We start from the raw sequence: 17,235 nt of genomic DNA on the forward strand, positions 1-17,235 counted from the left end.
TAAATTCGCTAGCATAGTATCACCAAGATCAGATTTATTGTTGTGTAGGAATCCATCTATGTCCGCAACCAACCCTGGAATAGTCCGTCGCTTCTTCGGAGGCATTTGGCATGGTTACAAAGTTTTTCGTTCTATTATTTTAAACACCCTGTTTATTCTGATTGTGTTGATCCTGCTGATCAGCATTTTCAGTGGCAAAGATAAGGTTCAGGTCCCGGCAACCTCAGCTTTGGTACTGAATTTACAAGGTGACATCGTCGAAGAAAAGCGCTTTGTCGACCCCTTCTCCACCATCGTCAACGAAAGCTTGGGTGGCCAATCCGATCCGGCTGAAATTCTGCTGTCCGATGTATTGCAGGTGATTCAGCATGCGACCAAGGATGATCGTATTCATGCCATGGTGTTGGATCTGTCCGGCCTTGGCCGTGCTTCGCTGGACAAATTACAGGCCATAGGTAAAGAACTAGAACAGTTCAAAGCTTCGGGCAAGCATATCTATACCCGGGGTGCCTATTTCGGCCAAGGGCAATATTTCCTTGCCAGCTACGCCAACGAAGTACATCTTGATCCTATGGGTGCAGTGCTGCTGGAAGGCTATGGTAGTTACCCCATGTTCTATAAAAGTGCCCTGGAAAAGCTGAAAGTAAACACCCATGTCTTCCGGGTTGGCACCTACAAATCTGCTGTAGAGCCTTTTATTCGCGACACTATGTCTGACGAAGCAAAACAAGACGCTTTGTTCTGGTTAAACGACTTGTGGCATAACTACAAAGCAGAGGTGGCTGAGCGCCGCGGCTTCGAACCGGCAAGCTTTATTGAAACACGTGATACTTTCTTTGAAAAGCTGCAGCAACAAGATGGTGACTTAGCAAGTATGGCATTGGCACTGGGCCTGGTAGATACCTTGAGCACCCAGCAGGAGTTTCGCCAGAAAATGATCAGCCTGGTTGGTGAGAACGACAACCAAACCTACAACCATGTCACCTTTGACGACTACCTGAGCCTGGTAGTGCCACGGCAGTCATTTGATAACCCACTGACTGACAAAGTTGCGGTCATCGTTGCACGTGGCATGATTGTCGATGGGAATGCCAAAGCCGGCACCATTGGTGGTGATAGCACAGCTGCCATGCTGCGACGAGCCCGTAACGACGACAAAGTAAAAGCAGTGGTGCTTCGCATTGATAGTGGCGGTGGCAGTGCCTTTGCTTCTGAAATTATTGGCCGTGAGGTTATGGCTTTGCGTGCGGCAGGGAAACCAGTCATTGCTTCGATGGGTGCGGTTGCAGCCTCTGGCGGTTACTGGATTGCAGCACCTGCGACAGAGATCTGGGCATCCCCGACCACCATCACTGGCTCCATTGGGATTTTTGGCTTGTTTCACAGCCTGGAAGATAGTTTTCATGCGCTGGGAATTAATGTAGATGGCGTCGGTACTACCGAATTAGCCGGCTTTAGTTCCGGGCTGCCATTTTATAAAGGCCTGCAACCACGCGAAAAAGACATCTTCCAATTGCTGATCGAACGTGGCTACAAAGACTTCCTCAGCCTGGTTGGTGAACATCGCGGTATGAGCCTTGAAGAAGTAGATAAAGTAGCGCAAGGGCGAGTATTTACTGGCCAGCATGCCCTGCAATACGGCCTGGTCGATAAACTGGGTAGCTTTGACGATGCCATTGCTGCTGCTGCAGAGCGGGCAGGATTAAGCAACTACGATGTAAAAATCATTGGGCACGAGCTGTCACCATTTGAACAAATGGTCATTGAGCTCTTTGGTGGTGCCGCGAACCAGGGCTGGTTGCCACAAATTGGCACGAGCCCAGAGCGCCAGGCGATTAACCGTATGACTCAACAACTTCGGCATGACTTTGTCACCCTGTCCAACTTTAACGACCCACAGGGGCTCTATGCTTTCTGCCTGATGTGCCAAATCGACTGACACTCAGCATGATCTTAGCTACAATGCCCGGCCTGTGCCGGGCATTTTTTTATGAGGCCTTCGATGAATAAAAAACGGATTTACGTCGCTTATACCGGCGGTACCATTGGCATGCAACAGTCCTCCCAGGGTTTCGTTCCTGCCCCTGGCTTTTTAATTAAAACAGTTCAGGGCATGCCGGAGTTTTTCCGGGCTGAAATGCCAGAATTCACCATTCACGAGTACCCGGAGCTGATTGACTCCTCCAATATGACACCCGCCCACTGGTGGCAAATTGCCAAAGATATTCAACAAAACTACCAGCAATACGATGGGTTTGTGGTATTGCATGGCACCGATACCATGGCCTATACCGCCTCGGCCTTATCTTTTTTGCTGGAGAACTTAAGCAAGCCTGTCATTGTCACTGGTTCGCAAATTCCACTGGCACAGTTGCGCAGCGATGGTCAGGTCAATCTATTAAATGCACTCTACCTGGCGGCAGAGTACCCTATTCATGAAGTCTCGCTGTTTTTCAATAATCAGCTATTTCGGGGCAATCGCTCAACCAAAGCTGACGCCGATGGCTTTAACGCTTTTGCTTCACCCAATTACCCACCTCTGCTGGAAGCTGGCATCCAAATACGGTTGCAGGCTGGAGCCTTAAGCACCACAGAGCGACATGGCTCTCCACTGCAAGTAGCGACAGTGCTGCCACAACCCGTCAGTGTGGTTACTCTGTATCCTGGTATTAGCGTTGATGTGATTGCCAATATGGCAGCAGCTCCGGTCAAAGCATTGATTATTAAATCTTATGGGGTGGGCAATGCTCCCCAGCAAGCAGAGTTGCTGGCAACATTGCAGCAGGCCACTGAGCGTGGCACCATTATTGTCAACTGCACCCAATGCTTCCGTGGCCGGGTAAATATGGATGGCTATGCCACCGGCAATGCCCTTAGGGCCCATGGGGTGATCAGTGGTTATGACATGACTTTGGAAGCGACCCTGACAAAGCTGCATTATTTGCTAAGCCAACCAATCAGCATCGACCAGGCACGCCTTAAAATGCAACAGGATTTACGGGGAGAGCTCAGCAAAAGCTGAGCTCAGGATGCCGTAAACAGTGCCGCCACCCGGCTAAGCAAAGCCGTCTCATCCGGTTGCAAAGTACCATGACTTAACCAGCGCTTGAGCAAATTTTCTTTGGTTAAATTACTACTTTGATTGTGCTTTTCAGCCAACAACTGTAATTTTAATGCCGAAATATGCTGTGCTGGGACCGTGGCATCCTGAACCTGTCCGGTAGATACCAGCTCAAGTATGATGGTGAGATCTGCTCTGCTCATGTTATCAGCTTGCTGCGCCAAAGCATCACGCCAATAACCAGGGAGTGACTCCATGCTTGCACCGCTTTGCAAGGCAGTAAACAACTGATGGTACCATTGCTGTTGTTCATGTTGGACAAACTGTTGTTGCTTTTGCTCCAACTGTTCCAGCAACTGCTGCCGCATACGGCTGAGGGAAGCAAAACTGCTTAAATCCAACGCCAGCAACTGTTGCCGTATAACACTGAGTTGCTGCGGCTGTTCACTTTGCTGTAGCTCATGCTCACATGCCGTTAGCTGTTGTTGGCATTGCTGCTGCTCTTGCTGCCGTTGCTGTTGCAACTCCTGATGTTCCGACTTTCGTTTGGCAAAGAAATCATCACACAGCGCACGGAACGCACGCCATAATTCAGCATCCTGCGTTTTGCCGGCAAAAGGGATCTGTTTCCATTGCAACTGGCATTGCTTCAAAATAGCCGCCGCCTGACCGGTATCACTTAATTGCATCGCAGCCTTCACTTCTGCAATCAGTTGCTGCTTACTGGCAGCATAACCGGCTTGCTGGTGTTTCACCCGCTGCCATAGCTCCCTGCACTGTTGCTGATAGCTATGTTGCAGCGCGGTATAAGCCTCTTTGGGCACCTGACCAACACGCTGCCATTCTTGCTGTAATTGCTGTAGAGTCTGCGCCAGATCTTTACTATCGTCTGCGGCGGCTAGCTGTTGCAGCCGGCTCAGCAAGGCTTGCTTTTGTTTTAAGTTATGTTCGCGCTCAGCTTGCTGCGTAGCAAAAAATGCGCGGCAAGGAGCAAAAGCACGCTCACAGGCATCATCAAAGAGCTGCTGCCAGTTTGCTGCTTCATCCTCTTTCACCTTGCCAAGTGACAGCCAATCTGAGCGGGCTCTTTTTACTTCAGCAGAACGCTGGGAAGCATCCAGCATAGGCTCTTCAGCCAGTTGCTGCATTTGCTGCAGCAACTGCTGCTTGCGCGGCGTGGCAATAAAAGCTTGTAAGTCACTCAGCGCTTCCAGTTGCTGCCAGGCCTGTTGGTACAAAGTATCCAGTTGTTGCTGCTGCTCCGGCAGCAATTGCTGGTAGTCCTGTTCAATGCCCTTAAAAAGGCCAAAAAGCACCTTAAATTTACCGGCCTGATGCAAGCGTTTAAACTCGTGCAATTTGCTGCGGCACTGACGATAGGGTTGCTGCGAAGTACGTTCCAGCGATTCCAGCCTGGATTGCCACTGCTCTGACAGCACTGCAAAAGACTGGTTTAATTCACTCGGTAGTGGCAGGGACAAATCTGCTGACAGCTGTTGCCAACATTGCTGCCAATCTTGTAGCTGTTGTTTTGCCTTGGCAATATCAGCAACCTGGCTCGGTAAGTTTTCCTCCCGCCACTGTTGCAACCATTGCTCAGCCTGACCAAATCGCAAGGCCACCCTGGGCAAATCAACCAGCTGCTGCTCGAGCTTTGCCAGCGTCTCTTGTAACGCCAATTGTTCAGCAGCAGCTAACTCAGCCTGTTGTAGTTGCTCTTGCAAAGCATAAAACTGGCTCTGCAGTTGCTCGGCTTGTAGCAAGTTGGTATTTGCCAGGCTTTGACGTAAATCGATTTCCAGTGCTGCGATGGCTTTGCGGATCCCCGAACTGAGCAGTTGCTGCTGTTGCTGCTTATCTTCAGCCGCCTGTTGTTGTTTTGCCTGCTGCCAGCTGCTGGCGAAAAACGCCTGCACCGAAGATTGCAGTTGTTGATATTTTTCTTCCAACGCCGGCCAGTCATCCAGACTTCGCAATGCATCGGTAAGCTCAAGCCACTCCTGCTGGTACTGCCTAAAACGCGACTCACTGTCTGGTGGGTTGCGATCTTTTAATGCATTTATTTTGGATACAATCAGGCTGGCTTGTTTGCGCAGCTTGGCAGGCAATTCTCTTTGTTGCTGCCGCTTTGACAGCAATTGTGCCACTAGCTCTGCAAGCTCAGGTTGCAGCGACTTATGCAAGCGCTCCAACTCTTTATCGTCCTGAATGCATGACAGCAGATTCTGGCGGGCAGTCAGTGCAAGCGTTTCATCATGCAACGCGGCACAGTACAGCTCTTGTTTGTTCAACCGCTGCAACAAATTAAGTTTAATATCGCTGTCTTGCTCCATCCGCAAAATTTGCTCCAGCACACTGCTGCGCTGACACTGCTCAATAAATTGTTGTTTTAACCGCAACGAAATTTGATTGGTGATCACCATCTGAACCACCCGATTTTCGGCTTCCAGCCTCAATCGCTCGGATGCTTCTTTTTTGCTGGCTTGCCACCATAAAGAAAAGTCATTCAGTTTTTCAAGAGCCGCCTGACGCACTTTGGAGCTACCATCATTAAATGCCAGCTCGTGCAGGATTTTTTTGTAATCACTTTGCTCTGCAACCAGTTGCTGAATGGCTTCTATGCGCTTTGCGCTATCCGGGTGCTGCCATTTGGGCTGCAGCAGGCGTTTAAAGATCATCATGGTTAAACCGTGCAATAGGAGTTTGCATTTGCCAGGATGCTTTCATCTCGGCTTTGCTTTTTTGCACCATCTGGCCATCGGCTCCAATGGTGAAAGGTTCGTTGCTTTTTAGTACTTTGGCCTGATAGGCCAGCACCAACTGCATGCTGTGTGCACGCTGCTGCTCCGATAAGAGACTGCCATCAGCCCAACGACCGGTCGCTACGGCCTCTGCCAGCTTTTCATAGGTTTCCGGCGAGAGTGCACTAACAAGAGAGTCAAAATCCATGTTTAGATTTTCGCTTTAACATCATTATCCGCACCCGGTTTACCAGATACCAGATAAAACCAACGCCAATGGCTGCTATAGCCGCGTAATACTTCCAACCATAAGGCGGCAGTTGCCAATAAAAAAAGAAACCCGCCAGAAACAACACCATTGCAATCATCGATTGGGTCATCAAGGACTGACTCAGGTTTAAACGTCGATCGCGCTCCATCACAGCCAGTTTTTCTTTGTCCAGCCCGGCTATGGCAGCACCACATTTAGGGCAACCTGGTGCCTTATCGGATACTTTCTGCCCGCAGGACGGGCAACTGATAATGGCCATGAACTCCCCTTTTGTAAAGGCCAGTTGCAACTGCAGCTGGCCTAGTTTCAATCAACGCAATTGATCCACAATCGCCAGTACGGCGGTCAGACTGTCTGCACCAAACTTCATCGAGCGCACATCGCTCCAGCCATACAATTCATCCGGTAGCTTGTCGTTGTCTTTGAATGGCATTTCCAGGGTAAAGGCCATGCAGTTAAACTGCTCGGCAACCCAATTGGACGCCACTGTCATATTGGCTGTACCCGGTGCATCTACCTGGTAACCATGCTCATTTTGGAACTCTGGCGATGCCATAAGCAGGTACTGCCGAAAGTTTTGCTCCAGCTTGCCCATACGCTCATCAAAGCAAGGCACCCCTTCACTGCCGGCGAGAAAATTGTAAGGAATATTTTCATCACCATGCACATCCAGGAACATATCAACGCCCAGCTCCAGCATTTTTTCCCGCACCAGATAAACCTCCGGGCTTTGCGCCATAGAAGGTGACTGCCATTCACGGTTCAGGTTCACGCCAACAGCGTTGGTACGTAAGTGACCACGCACAGCACCATCCGGGTTCATATTTGGCACGACATAGAATACAGCTTTATCCAGCACACTCCGAGCGACAGCGTCGTCATCATCCAGCAGGCGATCAAGCAAACCTTCCACATACCACTCGGCCATGGTTTCGCCCGGATGCTGACGGGCTGTGATCCAAATTTTGCGCTTACTATCATCTGGTTCACCAATGACCAGCAGGCTCATATCACGCCCATCCAGCGTTTCACCCAGCTCAACCAGTTGGCAACGCTCATGCAACTGAGCTTGTTGCAATAAATCCAGATGCTGCTCGTAACTGTAGGGAGCAAAGTAGGCAAAATAAATCGACTCAGCTTCCGGGTAGTGGGTAATCACCAACTCCTGGCCATTGTATTCAGTATCAACCCGAAACCAGGTTTGGCGATCGTAAGAAGCAACCGCCTGATAGCCTTTCCAGCCATCTGGATAAGCTGAGCCATTCACATTGGTGATTTTGATGGTATGTGCTTCAATGTGCGGTGTGTGCAAACGGAAATGAAACCACTGATAGAAATCGGATTGGTTATCTTTGCGAATTTCAAGGCGGATATCGGTTGGATCGGTGGCACTAATCACATCAATATTGCCACTGTCGAATTGAGCGGTAATTTTCATACAGGTTTCCGTGGTTGTCGTGAAGTAAGCAAGCAGCTTACTGCTATTTGTGCTGTAGCTTTTATGCTGCTAAGAGTACCATAAAGTTGTGCTATAAAAAATCTCAGCGCACTCTGAGCTCAAGACCAAGCCTGCTGCTCCATCCCAACGACTTGCGCTGCACCCTGGCTTCGCTATCCAATACATAGTAAGTAGGGAATCCCTTGATCTGGTAATCTTGGGCCAATTGATCATTGCCCAGCACAACCGGCATACTGAGCGCTAAGTCAGCCACAAAAGCTTCCACCTCCGACCGATCTTCATAGCTTAATGCCACGGCCACAATGTTCCAGCCATCACGCTGCATCGCTTCGAGATTGGGCATGCTGTATTTGCAAACGCTGCACCAGGGAGCAAAAAAGTAGAGTACGGTAGGTTTTCCCAGCAGATCATCCCGGCTAAACCAGCCGTGCTGCAGAGTGCTGTGATAAAACATTGGTGCCATGGTCTCTGTCGGCAGCAAAGAACGCTCCCGGAACCAGGATACTGCTTGCACTATCAGAACGACAGCTATCAGATGCAGTAATAGAGATCGAGTCATAACCTACTTACTGCCCTAGCCCGCCACAGCGGACTAGGGCTGGTCACTTAATTAGTGAGCTTTACGCTGCGAACGCCCTGTGCGCAGACGCATCAATAACAGTAACGATAACCCAAGAGCAGACCACAGCGAACTGGTGGCACTTTTACGCTCATAGGTCGACTCATCCACAGCACCACACTCGCTGGGAGTACCATTGGCAATCGGGGTTAACTTGACCGCTCTGGCCTGGAACTCAGTTCGCGGGTTGCCATCCTCATCCGTTAAGACTTCCCCCCAAGAGTTACGCAGGGGTACTTCAGTCACCGCGGTAGCCAGAATTTCATTGTTATTATTGATGCTGGTTGCATCGACCAGCGTATAATCGCTATCGCATGCAAGGTAAGTGTTTAAATCAATAAAGCTGCCATCATCAATGCTGTACATAAAAGCCCGCTGCCGTTTGGCCGAAGAAATAACCACCTCCGTCCGGCCGACAATCACGCCTTGATCATTGATAGCGCGTGGTATTGTGTTGGCAGTAACAAAGAAATCCTCCGGGAACACCAGTTCAGCGGAATTGTAATCGTAATAAAACATGCGGTTACGCTGCTGGCCCGTAATAAACCTGGTTGCGAAGCCAGCAATAATGTTGTTATTGTTAATTGCCGTCGCATTGCTTGCCAACCATTCACGGTCAGTTTCCGGAAATATCGGGTGTACTTCATCACCAATAAAGATGGAAGCCCGGTTGCTGGCATATATGTTTTCCCGGGTTATGCGCTGACCAGTCCAAGGGTCAATCCGTTCCGTTCGAATAATGTCGCTGGAGTCAGAGTAGGTTGAAATGCCCACAATAATGCCCTGATTGTTCACTGCATTGGCCAAACTGCTGTAAGGCACGTCTGGTAACTCAGTCTCCGGATGCGGTTCATTATTGCCTTTATCCCCCAGAAAACCAAGTATTTGTGGCGAAGAAACGCTATTATCATCATTGAGTTGCCATACCATAGCACGGCTTACATAGCCATCAGCTATAGTGTGAAGATAGTGCAGACAGTTTTCGACTGGAGCTGAAAAACCACCGCAGTTATCTTCAACTAAAGTGATGAAGCTTTCACTGATATCGACACTACCGACGCCAATAATTAAACCTTCATCACTAATTGCCTGAGCAATGCTTGTACCACCGCCATACTCAGAGTATACCGGTGTCAGGGTGAGAACTTCATTCCCTATCCGAACCACGCCCAGTTGTTGCGCGCCAACAGGACGCCAAATCATATGCTCTGTTGGTTCAGGCACTTCGCTACCCTCTTCAACACTTTCAGGGTCTGTCGTGCGGGTAAAGGCTGTGTACTCAAAGGTGGGCGTCGCATAACCAACCTGCATATTGCGATTATTTTGCCCCAATACCTGCTCATTATTACCAATCTGAGTGTCCGTGGTTAAAAAGCGCAGCGGCTGAACCCCTTGCCCTTGTTCAATAGAGGCTGCTACCGTACTCACCGGTTGAAACTCATAACGATCCACTAAATTGGCAACTCGGGCACTTAAAGAGGTATGGATGTTGTTGTAGCTGTTTGGCCAGCCTGACAAAAAAGAATACAAAAGACCATGGGTGGTTGCCGTCAACTCGCCATTTTTCAACTCTGCCAACTGATCTTCAGTAAACACGTTTTCAAACACTTCTTTATCAAAGTCTATCCGACTGATGTCTATATCCACCGAGTACAACTCACGGCCATTCAGGACAGAGACACCTTGATCATTCACCGAGTTTGCATAGGTTGCACGCGCATCGACAACTTCGCCTAAGTCAACCACCTGGTACACTGCAGCTGAAGCACTCATGGCAGTTAAAAAAGGCACCATGGCCAGGCTGATGGGTGATAATTTCATTCAAAAACCCCTATAAATACGTCTGTTTATTATGCTTCTAAAATTTCCCAACGCTCGTACGCGTGCGCCAACTTCGACTCAACTTCAGCAAGTTGGTTCAACACCGCTTGTGTTTGCTCGATCGGGCTGGCAAAGAATTCCGGTGCATTGACTTGTTGTTGCAAAGCTGCCAGCTGAGTTTCCAAGGTTTCAATCAAGGCAGGCAATTGTTCCAACTCGCGTTTTTCCTTAAAGGATAACTTACGTTCTGTGCTTGTGGTGACTTTGCTGCTGTTGCTAACAGGCGCAGGCTCTGGCGTCACTGATGACTTGGCAGGTTTTACCGGCTCTTCGGCGAACTGCGCCTGCCAGCGTACCACATCATCGTAGCCACCGGTAATATCCACGATGGTAGCACGACCAGCAAACAACAAACTACTGGTGACGGTATTATTGACAAACTCCCGGTCATGGCTGACCAGAATAACAGTGCCTTGATACTGCTGTAAAATATCTTCCAGCAGCTCCAGAGTTTCCACATCCAGGTCGTTGGTAGGCTCATCCAGGATCAGCAAGTTACTGGGCTTGGCAAACAAGCGCGCCAGCAGCAGGCGGTTTTTTTCGCCACCAGATAATGCCCTAACCGGCGTACGGCTTCTGGCTGGTGGAAATAAAAAGTCCTGCAGATAACTGAGGACATGGCGGCTTTGGCCATTTTGCATCACTTCTTGCCGGCCATCTGCCACATTGTCCTGCACGGTCGCATCCAGATCCAGTGCCTGGCGGTGCTGGTCGAAATAAGCTACCTCAAGGTTAGAACCCCGTTTGATGCTGCCTTGCTCCGGCTCCAACTCGCCCAGTAGCAGTTTTATTAACGTTGACTTACCAACCCCATTAGGACCAATCAAGGCAAGCCGGTCACCTCTCATAACCAGTAAGTCCAAATCTTTTAACAGCGGCTCACCACCAAAGCTATGGCTAATCTGCTTGGTTTCAAACACCAGTTTGCCAGAGCGATCGGCCTGCTCGATAGCAAACTCGACTTTGCCTAAGCTTTCTACCCGGGCAGCCCGCTCTTTACGCAACGCCTTCAGCGCCCGTACCCGGCCTTCGTTGCGGGTGCGGCGGGCTTTGATGCCCTGGCGGATCCAGACCTCTTCTTCGGCCAGTTTTTTATCGAACAGTGCATTGTGTTGCTGCTCATCTTCGAGAATTTTTTGCTTACGATCCAGGTACTGTTGGTAATCACCGGGATGTGAAGTGAGCTGGCCACGATCTAAATCTATGATACGGGTAGCTAAAGCGCGGATAAAAGCCCGGTCGTGCGAGATAAAAATAATGGCACCTTTAAACTCTTTTAAAAAACCTTCCAACCACTGTATGGCAGCAATATCCAGATGGTTGGTTGGCTCATCCAGCAACAAGATATCAGGCTTAGCCACCAAGGCTCTTGCCAGCGCGGCTTTACGCAGCCAGCCACCGGAAAGTGATGCCAGGTTGGCTTCGGGATCCATCGCAAACTGCTGACAGAGTGCGGTTACGCGTGCTTCTAAGGACCAACCATCGCGGCTATCGAGCTCAGCCTGTAGCTGCTCGAACAAACGCATTTGCTGGGGATTTTCGGCATCGAGCGCTTCCGATAGTTGATAAAACTGCTGCAGCTTATCGGCTAAATCGCCGGCACCTTCCCGGATAAAATCGGCAATGCGGGTGTCCATTTTAGCAGGTGGATCTTGCTCCAGCCTGCTTAGTACCACACCGGTTGGCAGTACCACCTGGCCGTCATCCAGACTTTGCTGGCCGGTCAGCACTTTTAAAAAGGTCGATTTGCCGGCGCCATTGCGCCCGACCAGGCAGACGCGCTCGCCACTGAATAAGCTAAAATCCACCTTATCCAGTACCGGATGGGTACCAAAGGCCAGACAGGCCTGCTGAAAACGTAATACTTCCACCGTTATTGTTCCTGTTGTTGCAGCCAGGCCATCAGTTGCGCCTGATCAAAGGGCCAGCCCAGTGTGGCCTTGTTGTTACGGCAGGCCACGACTGGGATCAGAGCCCGGTATTGCTCAAATAAGTGCTCGTGATCCACGATATCCAGCACCTGATACTGGCCGGCTAAGCCTGCATCCAGTAGCATCTGCTCGGCTTGCTCACACAGATGACAGCCCCAGGTGCTGAAGAGTTCAAACCGTGCTGTCATCGGCTCAGCTCAAAACAGACATGAATGTGCGGATTGCGTTTAAAGTCTTCCGGCAAGGTTGCCGCCGAAATATCTTTCACCTGCCAACCATCGGCTTCAAGCGCCTGATAATCCAATTTAAAGCGGCGCTTGTTGTTGGAGAAAATAACCACACCGCCATCTTTCAGCCGGTATTTGATAAGCTCCAGCAGTTTGACATGATCGCGCTGCACATCCCAACTATCCTGCATCCGCTTGGAGTTTGAAAATGTCGGAGGATCGACAAAAATCAGATCGTATTGCTGCTGGCAACGGGTAAGCCACTGCAAACAATCGGCTTGCTCAAACTGGTACTGATGACCGTGCAAACCATTCAGTAAAAAGTTGCGCTTCGCCCAATCCAGATAGGTATTGGACATATCCACGGTAGTGACCGAGCTCGCGCCACCAATAGCCGCGTGCACCGATGCAGTACCGGTGTAGGCAAATAGATTCAGTACCGACTTGCCTTGGGCCATCTGCTGAATGCGCTTGCGGGTAATGCGGTGGTCCAAAAACAAGCCCGTATCCAGATAATCACGCAGATTCACCCAGAGTTTGGCACCGTACTCCTGCACTTCTTTGTACTGGCCTTGCTGTTGCAACGCCTGATACTGTTTGCTGCCTTTTTGCCGCTCCCGTACCTTCAACACCATTTGTTCCGGCTTAATGCCAAGTACCTGCGGTACCTGATTCACCACATCGAACAAACGCTTTTGCGCCAAGTCCTCATTCACTGAGGCTGGCGGTGCGTATTCATGCACCACCACTTCTCCGTCGTACCAGTCGACCGCCACGTTGTATTCCGGAATATCGGCATCGTACAGCCGGTAGCAACGGATATTTTCCCGCTCCGCCCACTTTTTTAGCTGCTTACGGTTTTTAGTAAGCCGGTTGCCAAAAGAGCTGCTTTCGCTGAAAAATAACGCCGGCGCTTCGACATTGCGGCTTTGCACCTGTTTTTCAGTCAGTTCAAACAGGCTGAACTCGCAATCGAGTGGGCCATTACTAAACTGGTAGCTTTTGCTGCGCGCTAGCTTCAGGGCCCGCAGTAAATCCTGATTGGAGGTAATGATCGCCAGCCACCAGCCCACATAATGCTGCTTTAACGCCACCGAAAAACGGGTATAGAGTGGGATCAGCGCCGGTAAGTCCCCCAGCCGCTCGCCATAAGGCGGATTGGTGACAATTACCCCTGGCTCTTTCGATACGGCTTCACCCAACGCCGTGGCATCGCCTTCCATAAAAGTAATCAACTCAGCCACACCGGCATTGCTGGCATTGCGCAACGATTTTTGCAGCACCTGCGGATCTTTATCCAGCCCATACAGCAGGCCAGTGGCCAGTTCTGTTTTAGCGGCCAACGCCTCTTGACGCAGGCTTTGCCACAGTGCCGGCCGGTGGCCGGGCCAGCCTTCAAAAGCAAAGTGCTGCCGCTGTAAGCCCGGTGCCCTGTTGGTAGCAATAAGCGCAGCTTCAATCAATAAGGTGCCGCTGCCACAGAAGGGATCAAACAGCACCTGATCATGCTTCCAGCCGGAGCGCAATACCAGGGCAGCAGCCAAATGCTCTTTCAGTGGCGCTTCGCCCTGGCCAAAACGGTAACCGCGCTGATGCAACGATGGACCGGAGAAGTCCTGCAAGAAATGAAAGGCTTTGTTGCTGATACGCACCTGAAAGCGCACATCTGGTTGTTGCCTATCTACATTGGGCCGCTCATTGGTTTCACGGCGAAACTGATCGACAATGGCATCTTTTACCCGCAAGGCACCAAACTGGGTATTATCGATGGTTGGGTGCTTGCCCACGCAGTCAATGGCAATGGATTGTTGCACCGACATTAGTTCAGTCCAGTTCAACTGGCTGGCAACCTGATACAGATCGGCGCTGTTATCCACCATTTCGGTATGCAGGTGCCGTAAAATGCGGGTAGCCAACCGCGACCACAAACACAGCTGATAGGCTGTTTTTAAGTCAGCTTTAAACCGAACAACACCCATGGTTATCTTAACCACTTCGCCCTGATGCTGACGGATCTCATCCGCCAGTAATTCCTCCACACCTTTGGAGGTTAATGCCCAAAATTCCAGCATGCTTTGACTGCCATGAAAAAAATCGATGGCTAGTATATCAGAAGCGAACCCCGAAGACGCGCCTGCAGGGGTGAATCTTTGTTACCTTTGCAGTGGCTTTTAGCAGCAGATGCCGAATAAAGCAGCAAACGATTGCCATCGATTGAATTGGTGCTTGCGTAGTTACCAAAAACCCCCTATCATTCGCCCCGCAATGACGGACGCGGGATGGAGCAGCCTGGTAGCTCGTCGGGCTCATAACCCGAAGGTCGTCGGTTCAAATCCGGCTCCCGCAACCAATTGTGACCAACTTATTCCAGAGGTCATCAATTAACGTCTTGCAAATCAAGCAATTATCTCTACTGCTCGGGGATAATTCACGGACGCGGGATGGAGCAGCCTGGTAGCTCGTCGGGCTCATAACCCGAAGGTCGTCGGTTCAAATCCGGCTCCCGCAACCAAATTGATTGTAAACATGGTATAGTGAATCGCCCTCGGGCTCCTCTCTATAACCGTGAGGCGAAGGTCGAAAATCCGGCTCTCGCAACCAACATCTTAACCAGCCATGTGCTGGTTTTTTTGTATCTGGACTTCAGCAACCCGAAGGTCGCCGGTTCGCTCTTCAATCGCTGTTTTTTGTGTCTATGATTACCTTTGCTTCTTCTATATAACCGCTATTGCCTCTGGTACGCAGCGTTGTTTATCTTTTGTGGTACATTAGAATACTGCAAGAGCGGTTCATAGATGGTGCCTAAGGGGGAATACAATGAGAAGCTGCTGGTGGAGTCTAGTACTGAGTATCTGCCTGGGAACCAATCTGGCTTATGCCAGCACAGCCGCAGTTGCCAGCCCAGATCGCTATGGCGCTGAAACATCCCAACTTATTCTGCATCAGGGAGGCAATGCAGTTGATGCTGCCATAGCAACCGCTTTTACACTGGCCGTCACTTATCCTGAGGCTGGGAATATTGGCGGAGGCGGCTTTATGGTGATCTGGTTTGAAGGCAAGCCTTATTTCCTGGATTACCGCGAAACAGCGCCATTGCAAGCGAGCCGGGACATGTATCTGGATGAAGATCGGCAAGTCATTGATGAACTTAGCCTGATTGGTCATCTGGCTTCCGGTGTTCCTGGTACTGTCATGGGACTGTGGCAGGCACATCAGCGCTTCGGCACCCTACCCTGGGCCGATTTGCTGCAACCTGCCATTGCTTTAGCAAACCAGGGTTTTATTGTACCAGAGAACCTGCAGCAATACGGCGGTAATGCACTGGAGCGCTATCAGGGCAAAACCAATTTCGCCGATTATTTTGCCGCCATGACCGCAGGTCATTTGTTTAAACAACCAGAGTTGGCCGCCACCCTGAGCCGTATCGCGAACCAGGGAGCGGCAGAGTTTTACATGGGCGAAACTGCCAGCCTGATTGTGGCTGAAATGCAGCGCGGGGCCGGCTTTATCACGGCCGACGATTTGGCACAGTACCAGGCGGTATGGCGAGAGCCGCTTATTTTCCCATGGCGAGATTATCAATTAGTCACGGTCGCTCCACCCAGCTCTGGCGGCATAGCCCTTAGTCAACTGCTTGGTTTAAAGCAACTTCGGCTGGATGATTTTAAAGCACAGCAACACAATTCTGCTGGCTATGTGCATCTGTTGGCAGAGATTTACAAGCGGGTTTTCGCCGACCGGGCCGATTACCTGGGTGATCCTGCCTTTACCAAGGTACCGCAACAAGAATTGCTGGCAGCAGACTATCTGGCGCAACGAGCCAGTGAAATCAATCCGCAGGCAATTTCAGCAACAAAGCAAATCAGACCGGGGCTCGAATCGGCACAAACAACTCACTTTTCCATTGTTGATCATGCCGGTAATGCAGTGTCCAACACCTACACCCTGAACCTTGATTTCGGCAGTGGTGTGGTGGTAACAGGCGCAGGTTTTCTGCTGAACAATGAAATGGATGATTTTTCCATTAAACCTGGCGTACCGAATGCCTTCGGTGTGGTCGGTGGAGCGGCCAATGCGATCGAACCTGGCAAGCGAATGTTATCGTCAATGACACCCAGTATTCTGGTGCAGGATAATGAAGTTCGGCTGGTAATTGGTACGCCAGGCGGCTCTACTATTTTCACCTCGGTATTTCAGGTGATCACGAATCTGTATGACTTCGGCATGCCACTGGCGGATGCTGTTGCAGCCCCGCGCTTTCATCATCAGTTGCTGCCCAAAAACCAGCTTGCCATGGAACCTTATCAGCCGTTAAGTGATGAGGTACAACAGCAGTTGTCCGAAATGGGCTACCAGCTTCATCTGCAGCGCTGGAGCCTGGGTGATATTCAGGCGATCCAGTTGACAGATCGGGGCATCGAAGCCATTGCCGATCCCCGAGGTCGTGGCAAGGCTCTGTTGATTGAGCCTGTTGCCACAGAGGAACAAAGTCAGTTGGACGGCAGTACTATGTAAACATTCTCAAAATGCAGATCATCAGCCTGGGAAGTCGCAACCAGTTGAATATGCAATGTGCCAACCTGGCTGATCTCAAGACATTGATCCAATTCGAAAACCCGATCTGTATGTGGCTTATCCCAACTTGACAACAGCCTGGCTTTGGCCTTTTGTTTCGCATCCGCTCTGTCTGTAGCCACCACAAACAAATAACGATGGTCTTCGCCAAATACCCCATCGTGATACCCACCAAGATTTAAAAAGAACAGTTTATTTTGCTGAGGAGCAGGCTCAGAAACCAGTTGCAGCCGATACCCATCAACTACCCGCACCCGCATCCAGGCATCCATATGCAGGCCCTCAGGCTCAGCAAACCATAAGCGCTGAAGCTGCGGGTAGCAGTGCTCCAGCTCGGTACCTGCCACAAAAACAACATCATGCAACTCGATGTTAGCTTTGGGATGGCTTCCTCCCAGCATCACCATAAACAGATCCACTCCGGTCGACATCGCGCTTCCCCTTCCTTTTTGCGGCAGTATAGCCAGTAA

13 protein-coding genes and 2 tRNA genes are annotated in these 17,235 nt (G+C 50.4%); 5 read left to right on the forward strand and 10 right to left on the reverse strand.

Translation table 11 applies throughout. The features are described from left to right. Positions 1 to 58: 58 nt before the first annotated feature. A complete protein-coding gene (gene sppA / locus QWF21_RS05390) occupies positions 59 to 1,939 on the forward strand; it encodes a signal peptide peptidase SppA (protein WP_330087027.1) in 1,881 nt (626 codons plus the stop codon). Between the two features lie 63 nt (positions 1,940 to 2,002). Beyond that, positions 2,003 to 3,022, forward strand: coding sequence for an asparaginase (gene ansA / locus QWF21_RS05395; RefSeq protein WP_330087028.1), 1,020 nt, complete (start codon positions 2,003 to 2,005; stop codon positions 3,020 to 3,022). Positions 3,023 to 3,024: 2 nt separating this feature from the next. Here the strand turns inward: ansA and QWF21_RS05400 are convergent, their stop codons facing one another. The 9 genes from QWF21_RS05400 to rlmKL all read right to left on the reverse strand — a co-directional run bounded on the left by QWF21_RS05400 (position 3,025) and on the right by rlmKL (position 14,262). Further along, a complete protein-coding gene (locus QWF21_RS05400; protein WP_330087029.1) occupies positions 3,025 to 5,742 on the reverse strand; it encodes a DUF349 domain-containing protein in 2,718 nt (905 codons plus the stop codon). Next, positions 5,729 to 6,010, reverse strand: coding sequence for a DUF1315 family protein (locus tag QWF21_RS05405; RefSeq protein WP_330087030.1), 282 nt, complete (start codon positions 6,008 to 6,010; stop codon positions 5,729 to 5,731). The genes QWF21_RS05400 and QWF21_RS05405 overlap by 14 nt, the downstream gene beginning before the upstream one ends. After that, positions 6,000 to 6,332, reverse strand: coding sequence for a zinc ribbon domain-containing protein (locus QWF21_RS05410; protein WP_330087031.1), 333 nt, complete (start codon positions 6,330 to 6,332; stop codon positions 6,000 to 6,002). Before QWF21_RS05410 ends, QWF21_RS05405 begins: the two co-directional genes overlap by 11 nt. 51 nt (positions 6,333 to 6,383) lie before the next feature. Then, entirely contained in the window at positions 6,384 to 7,511 is a 1,128-nt protein-coding gene (locus QWF21_RS05415) for a M14 family metallopeptidase (RefSeq protein ID WP_330087032.1), read from the reverse strand. 103 nt (positions 7,512 to 7,614) lie between these two features. After that, positions 7,615 to 8,091, reverse strand: a complete 477-nt coding sequence (locus QWF21_RS05420; RefSeq protein ID WP_330087033.1) for a TlpA disulfide reductase family protein — start codon at positions 8,089 to 8,091, stop codon at positions 7,615 to 7,617. A gap of 51 nt (positions 8,092 to 8,142) precedes the next feature. Further along, positions 8,143 to 9,972, reverse strand: a complete 1,830-nt coding sequence (locus QWF21_RS05425; protein ID WP_330087034.1) for a DUF3466 family protein — start codon at positions 9,970 to 9,972, stop codon at positions 8,143 to 8,145. Positions 9,973 to 10,001: 29 nt separating this feature from the next. Next, positions 10,002 to 11,903 carry an ATP-binding cassette ATPase Uup gene (gene uup, locus QWF21_RS05430; protein ID WP_330087035.1) on the reverse strand — a complete coding sequence of 634 codons (1,902 nt, stop codon included), beginning with the start codon at positions 11,901 to 11,903 and terminating at the stop codon, positions 10,002 to 10,004. Between the two features lie 2 nt (positions 11,904 to 11,905). After that, positions 11,906 to 12,151 (reverse strand): glutaredoxin family protein, encoded by a 246-nt coding sequence (locus QWF21_RS05435; protein WP_330087036.1) that lies wholly within the window; start codon positions 12,149 to 12,151, stop codon positions 11,906 to 11,908. Further along, positions 12,148 to 14,262 carry a bifunctional 23S rRNA (guanine(2069)-N(7))-methyltransferase RlmK/23S rRNA (guanine(2445)-N(2))-methyltransferase RlmL gene (gene rlmKL / locus QWF21_RS05440; RefSeq protein ID WP_330087037.1) on the reverse strand — a complete coding sequence of 705 codons (2,115 nt, stop codon included), beginning with the start codon at positions 14,260 to 14,262 and terminating at the stop codon, positions 12,148 to 12,150. Before rlmKL ends, QWF21_RS05435 begins: the two co-directional genes overlap by 4 nt. A 201-nt stretch (positions 14,263 to 14,463) precedes the next feature. Between rlmKL and QWF21_RS05445 the strand changes: the two genes are divergently transcribed. The 3 genes from QWF21_RS05445 (at position 14,464) to ggt (ending at position 16,705) form a co-directional block, all read left to right on the forward strand. Continuing rightward, a tRNA-Met gene (locus QWF21_RS05445) sits at positions 14,464 to 14,540 on the forward strand. Between the two features lie 85 nt (positions 14,541 to 14,625). Continuing rightward, a tRNA-Met gene (locus QWF21_RS05450) sits at positions 14,626 to 14,702 on the forward strand. A gap of 305 nt (positions 14,703 to 15,007) precedes the next feature. Next, positions 15,008 to 16,705, forward strand: a complete 1,698-nt coding sequence (gene ggt / locus QWF21_RS05455) for a gamma-glutamyltransferase (protein ID WP_330087038.1) — start codon at positions 15,008 to 15,010, stop codon at positions 16,703 to 16,705. Here the strand turns inward: ggt and QWF21_RS05460 are convergent. Then, entirely contained in the window at positions 16,681 to 17,196 is a 516-nt protein-coding gene (locus QWF21_RS05460; protein WP_330087039.1) for a DUF1543 domain-containing protein, read from the reverse strand. The two genes, ggt and QWF21_RS05460, sit on opposite strands and share 25 nt — an antisense overlap. Positions 17,197 to 17,235 lie beyond the last annotated feature (39 nt).

The sequence above is a fragment of the Alkalimonas mucilaginosa genome (assembly GCF_036327005.1).
In the GTDB taxonomy this organism is placed as follows: domain Bacteria; phylum Pseudomonadota; class Gammaproteobacteria; order Enterobacterales; family Alteromonadaceae; genus Alkalimonas; species Alkalimonas mucilaginosa.

What these genes read in the sequence shown, in the direction of transcription:
- sppA (WP_330087027.1), top strand. Translation starts at nt 59, where the DNA reads ATGTCCGCAACCAACCCTGGAATAGTCCGTCGCTTCTTCGGAGGCATT.
- ansA (WP_330087028.1), top strand. Translation starts at nt 2,003, where the DNA reads ATGAATAAAAAACGGATTTACGTCGCTTATACCGGCGGTACCATTGGC.
- QWF21_RS05400 (WP_330087029.1), bottom strand. Translation starts at nt 5,742, where the DNA reads ATGATGATCTTTAAACGCCTGCTGCAGCCCAAATGGCAGCACCCGGAT.
- QWF21_RS05405 (WP_330087030.1), bottom strand. Translation starts at nt 6,010, where the DNA reads ATGGATTTTGACTCTCTTGTTAGTGCACTCTCGCCGGAAACCTATGAA.
- QWF21_RS05410 (WP_330087031.1), bottom strand. Translation starts at nt 6,332, where the DNA reads ATGGCCATTATCAGTTGCCCGTCCTGCGGGCAGAAAGTATCCGATAAG.
- QWF21_RS05415 (WP_330087032.1), bottom strand. Translation starts at nt 7,511, where the DNA reads ATGAAAATTACCGCTCAATTCGACAGTGGCAATATTGATGTGATTAGT.
- QWF21_RS05420 (WP_330087033.1), bottom strand. Translation starts at nt 8,091, where the DNA reads ATGACTCGATCTCTATTACTGCATCTGATAGCTGTCGTTCTGATAGTG.
- QWF21_RS05425 (WP_330087034.1), bottom strand. Translation starts at nt 9,972, where the DNA reads ATGAAATTATCACCCATCAGCCTGGCCATGGTGCCTTTTTTAACTGCC.
- QWF21_RS05435 (WP_330087036.1), bottom strand. Translation starts at nt 12,151, where the DNA reads ATGACAGCACGGTTTGAACTCTTCAGCACCTGGGGCTGTCATCTGTGT.
- rlmKL (WP_330087037.1), bottom strand. Translation starts at nt 14,262, where the DNA reads ATGCTGGAATTTTGGGCATTAACCTCCAAAGGTGTGGAGGAATTACTG.
- ggt (WP_330087038.1), top strand. Translation starts at nt 15,008, where the DNA reads ATGAGAAGCTGCTGGTGGAGTCTAGTACTGAGTATCTGCCTGGGAACC.
- QWF21_RS05460 (WP_330087039.1), bottom strand. Translation starts at nt 17,196, where the DNA reads ATGTCGACCGGAGTGGATCTGTTTATGGTGATGCTGGGAGGAAGCCAT.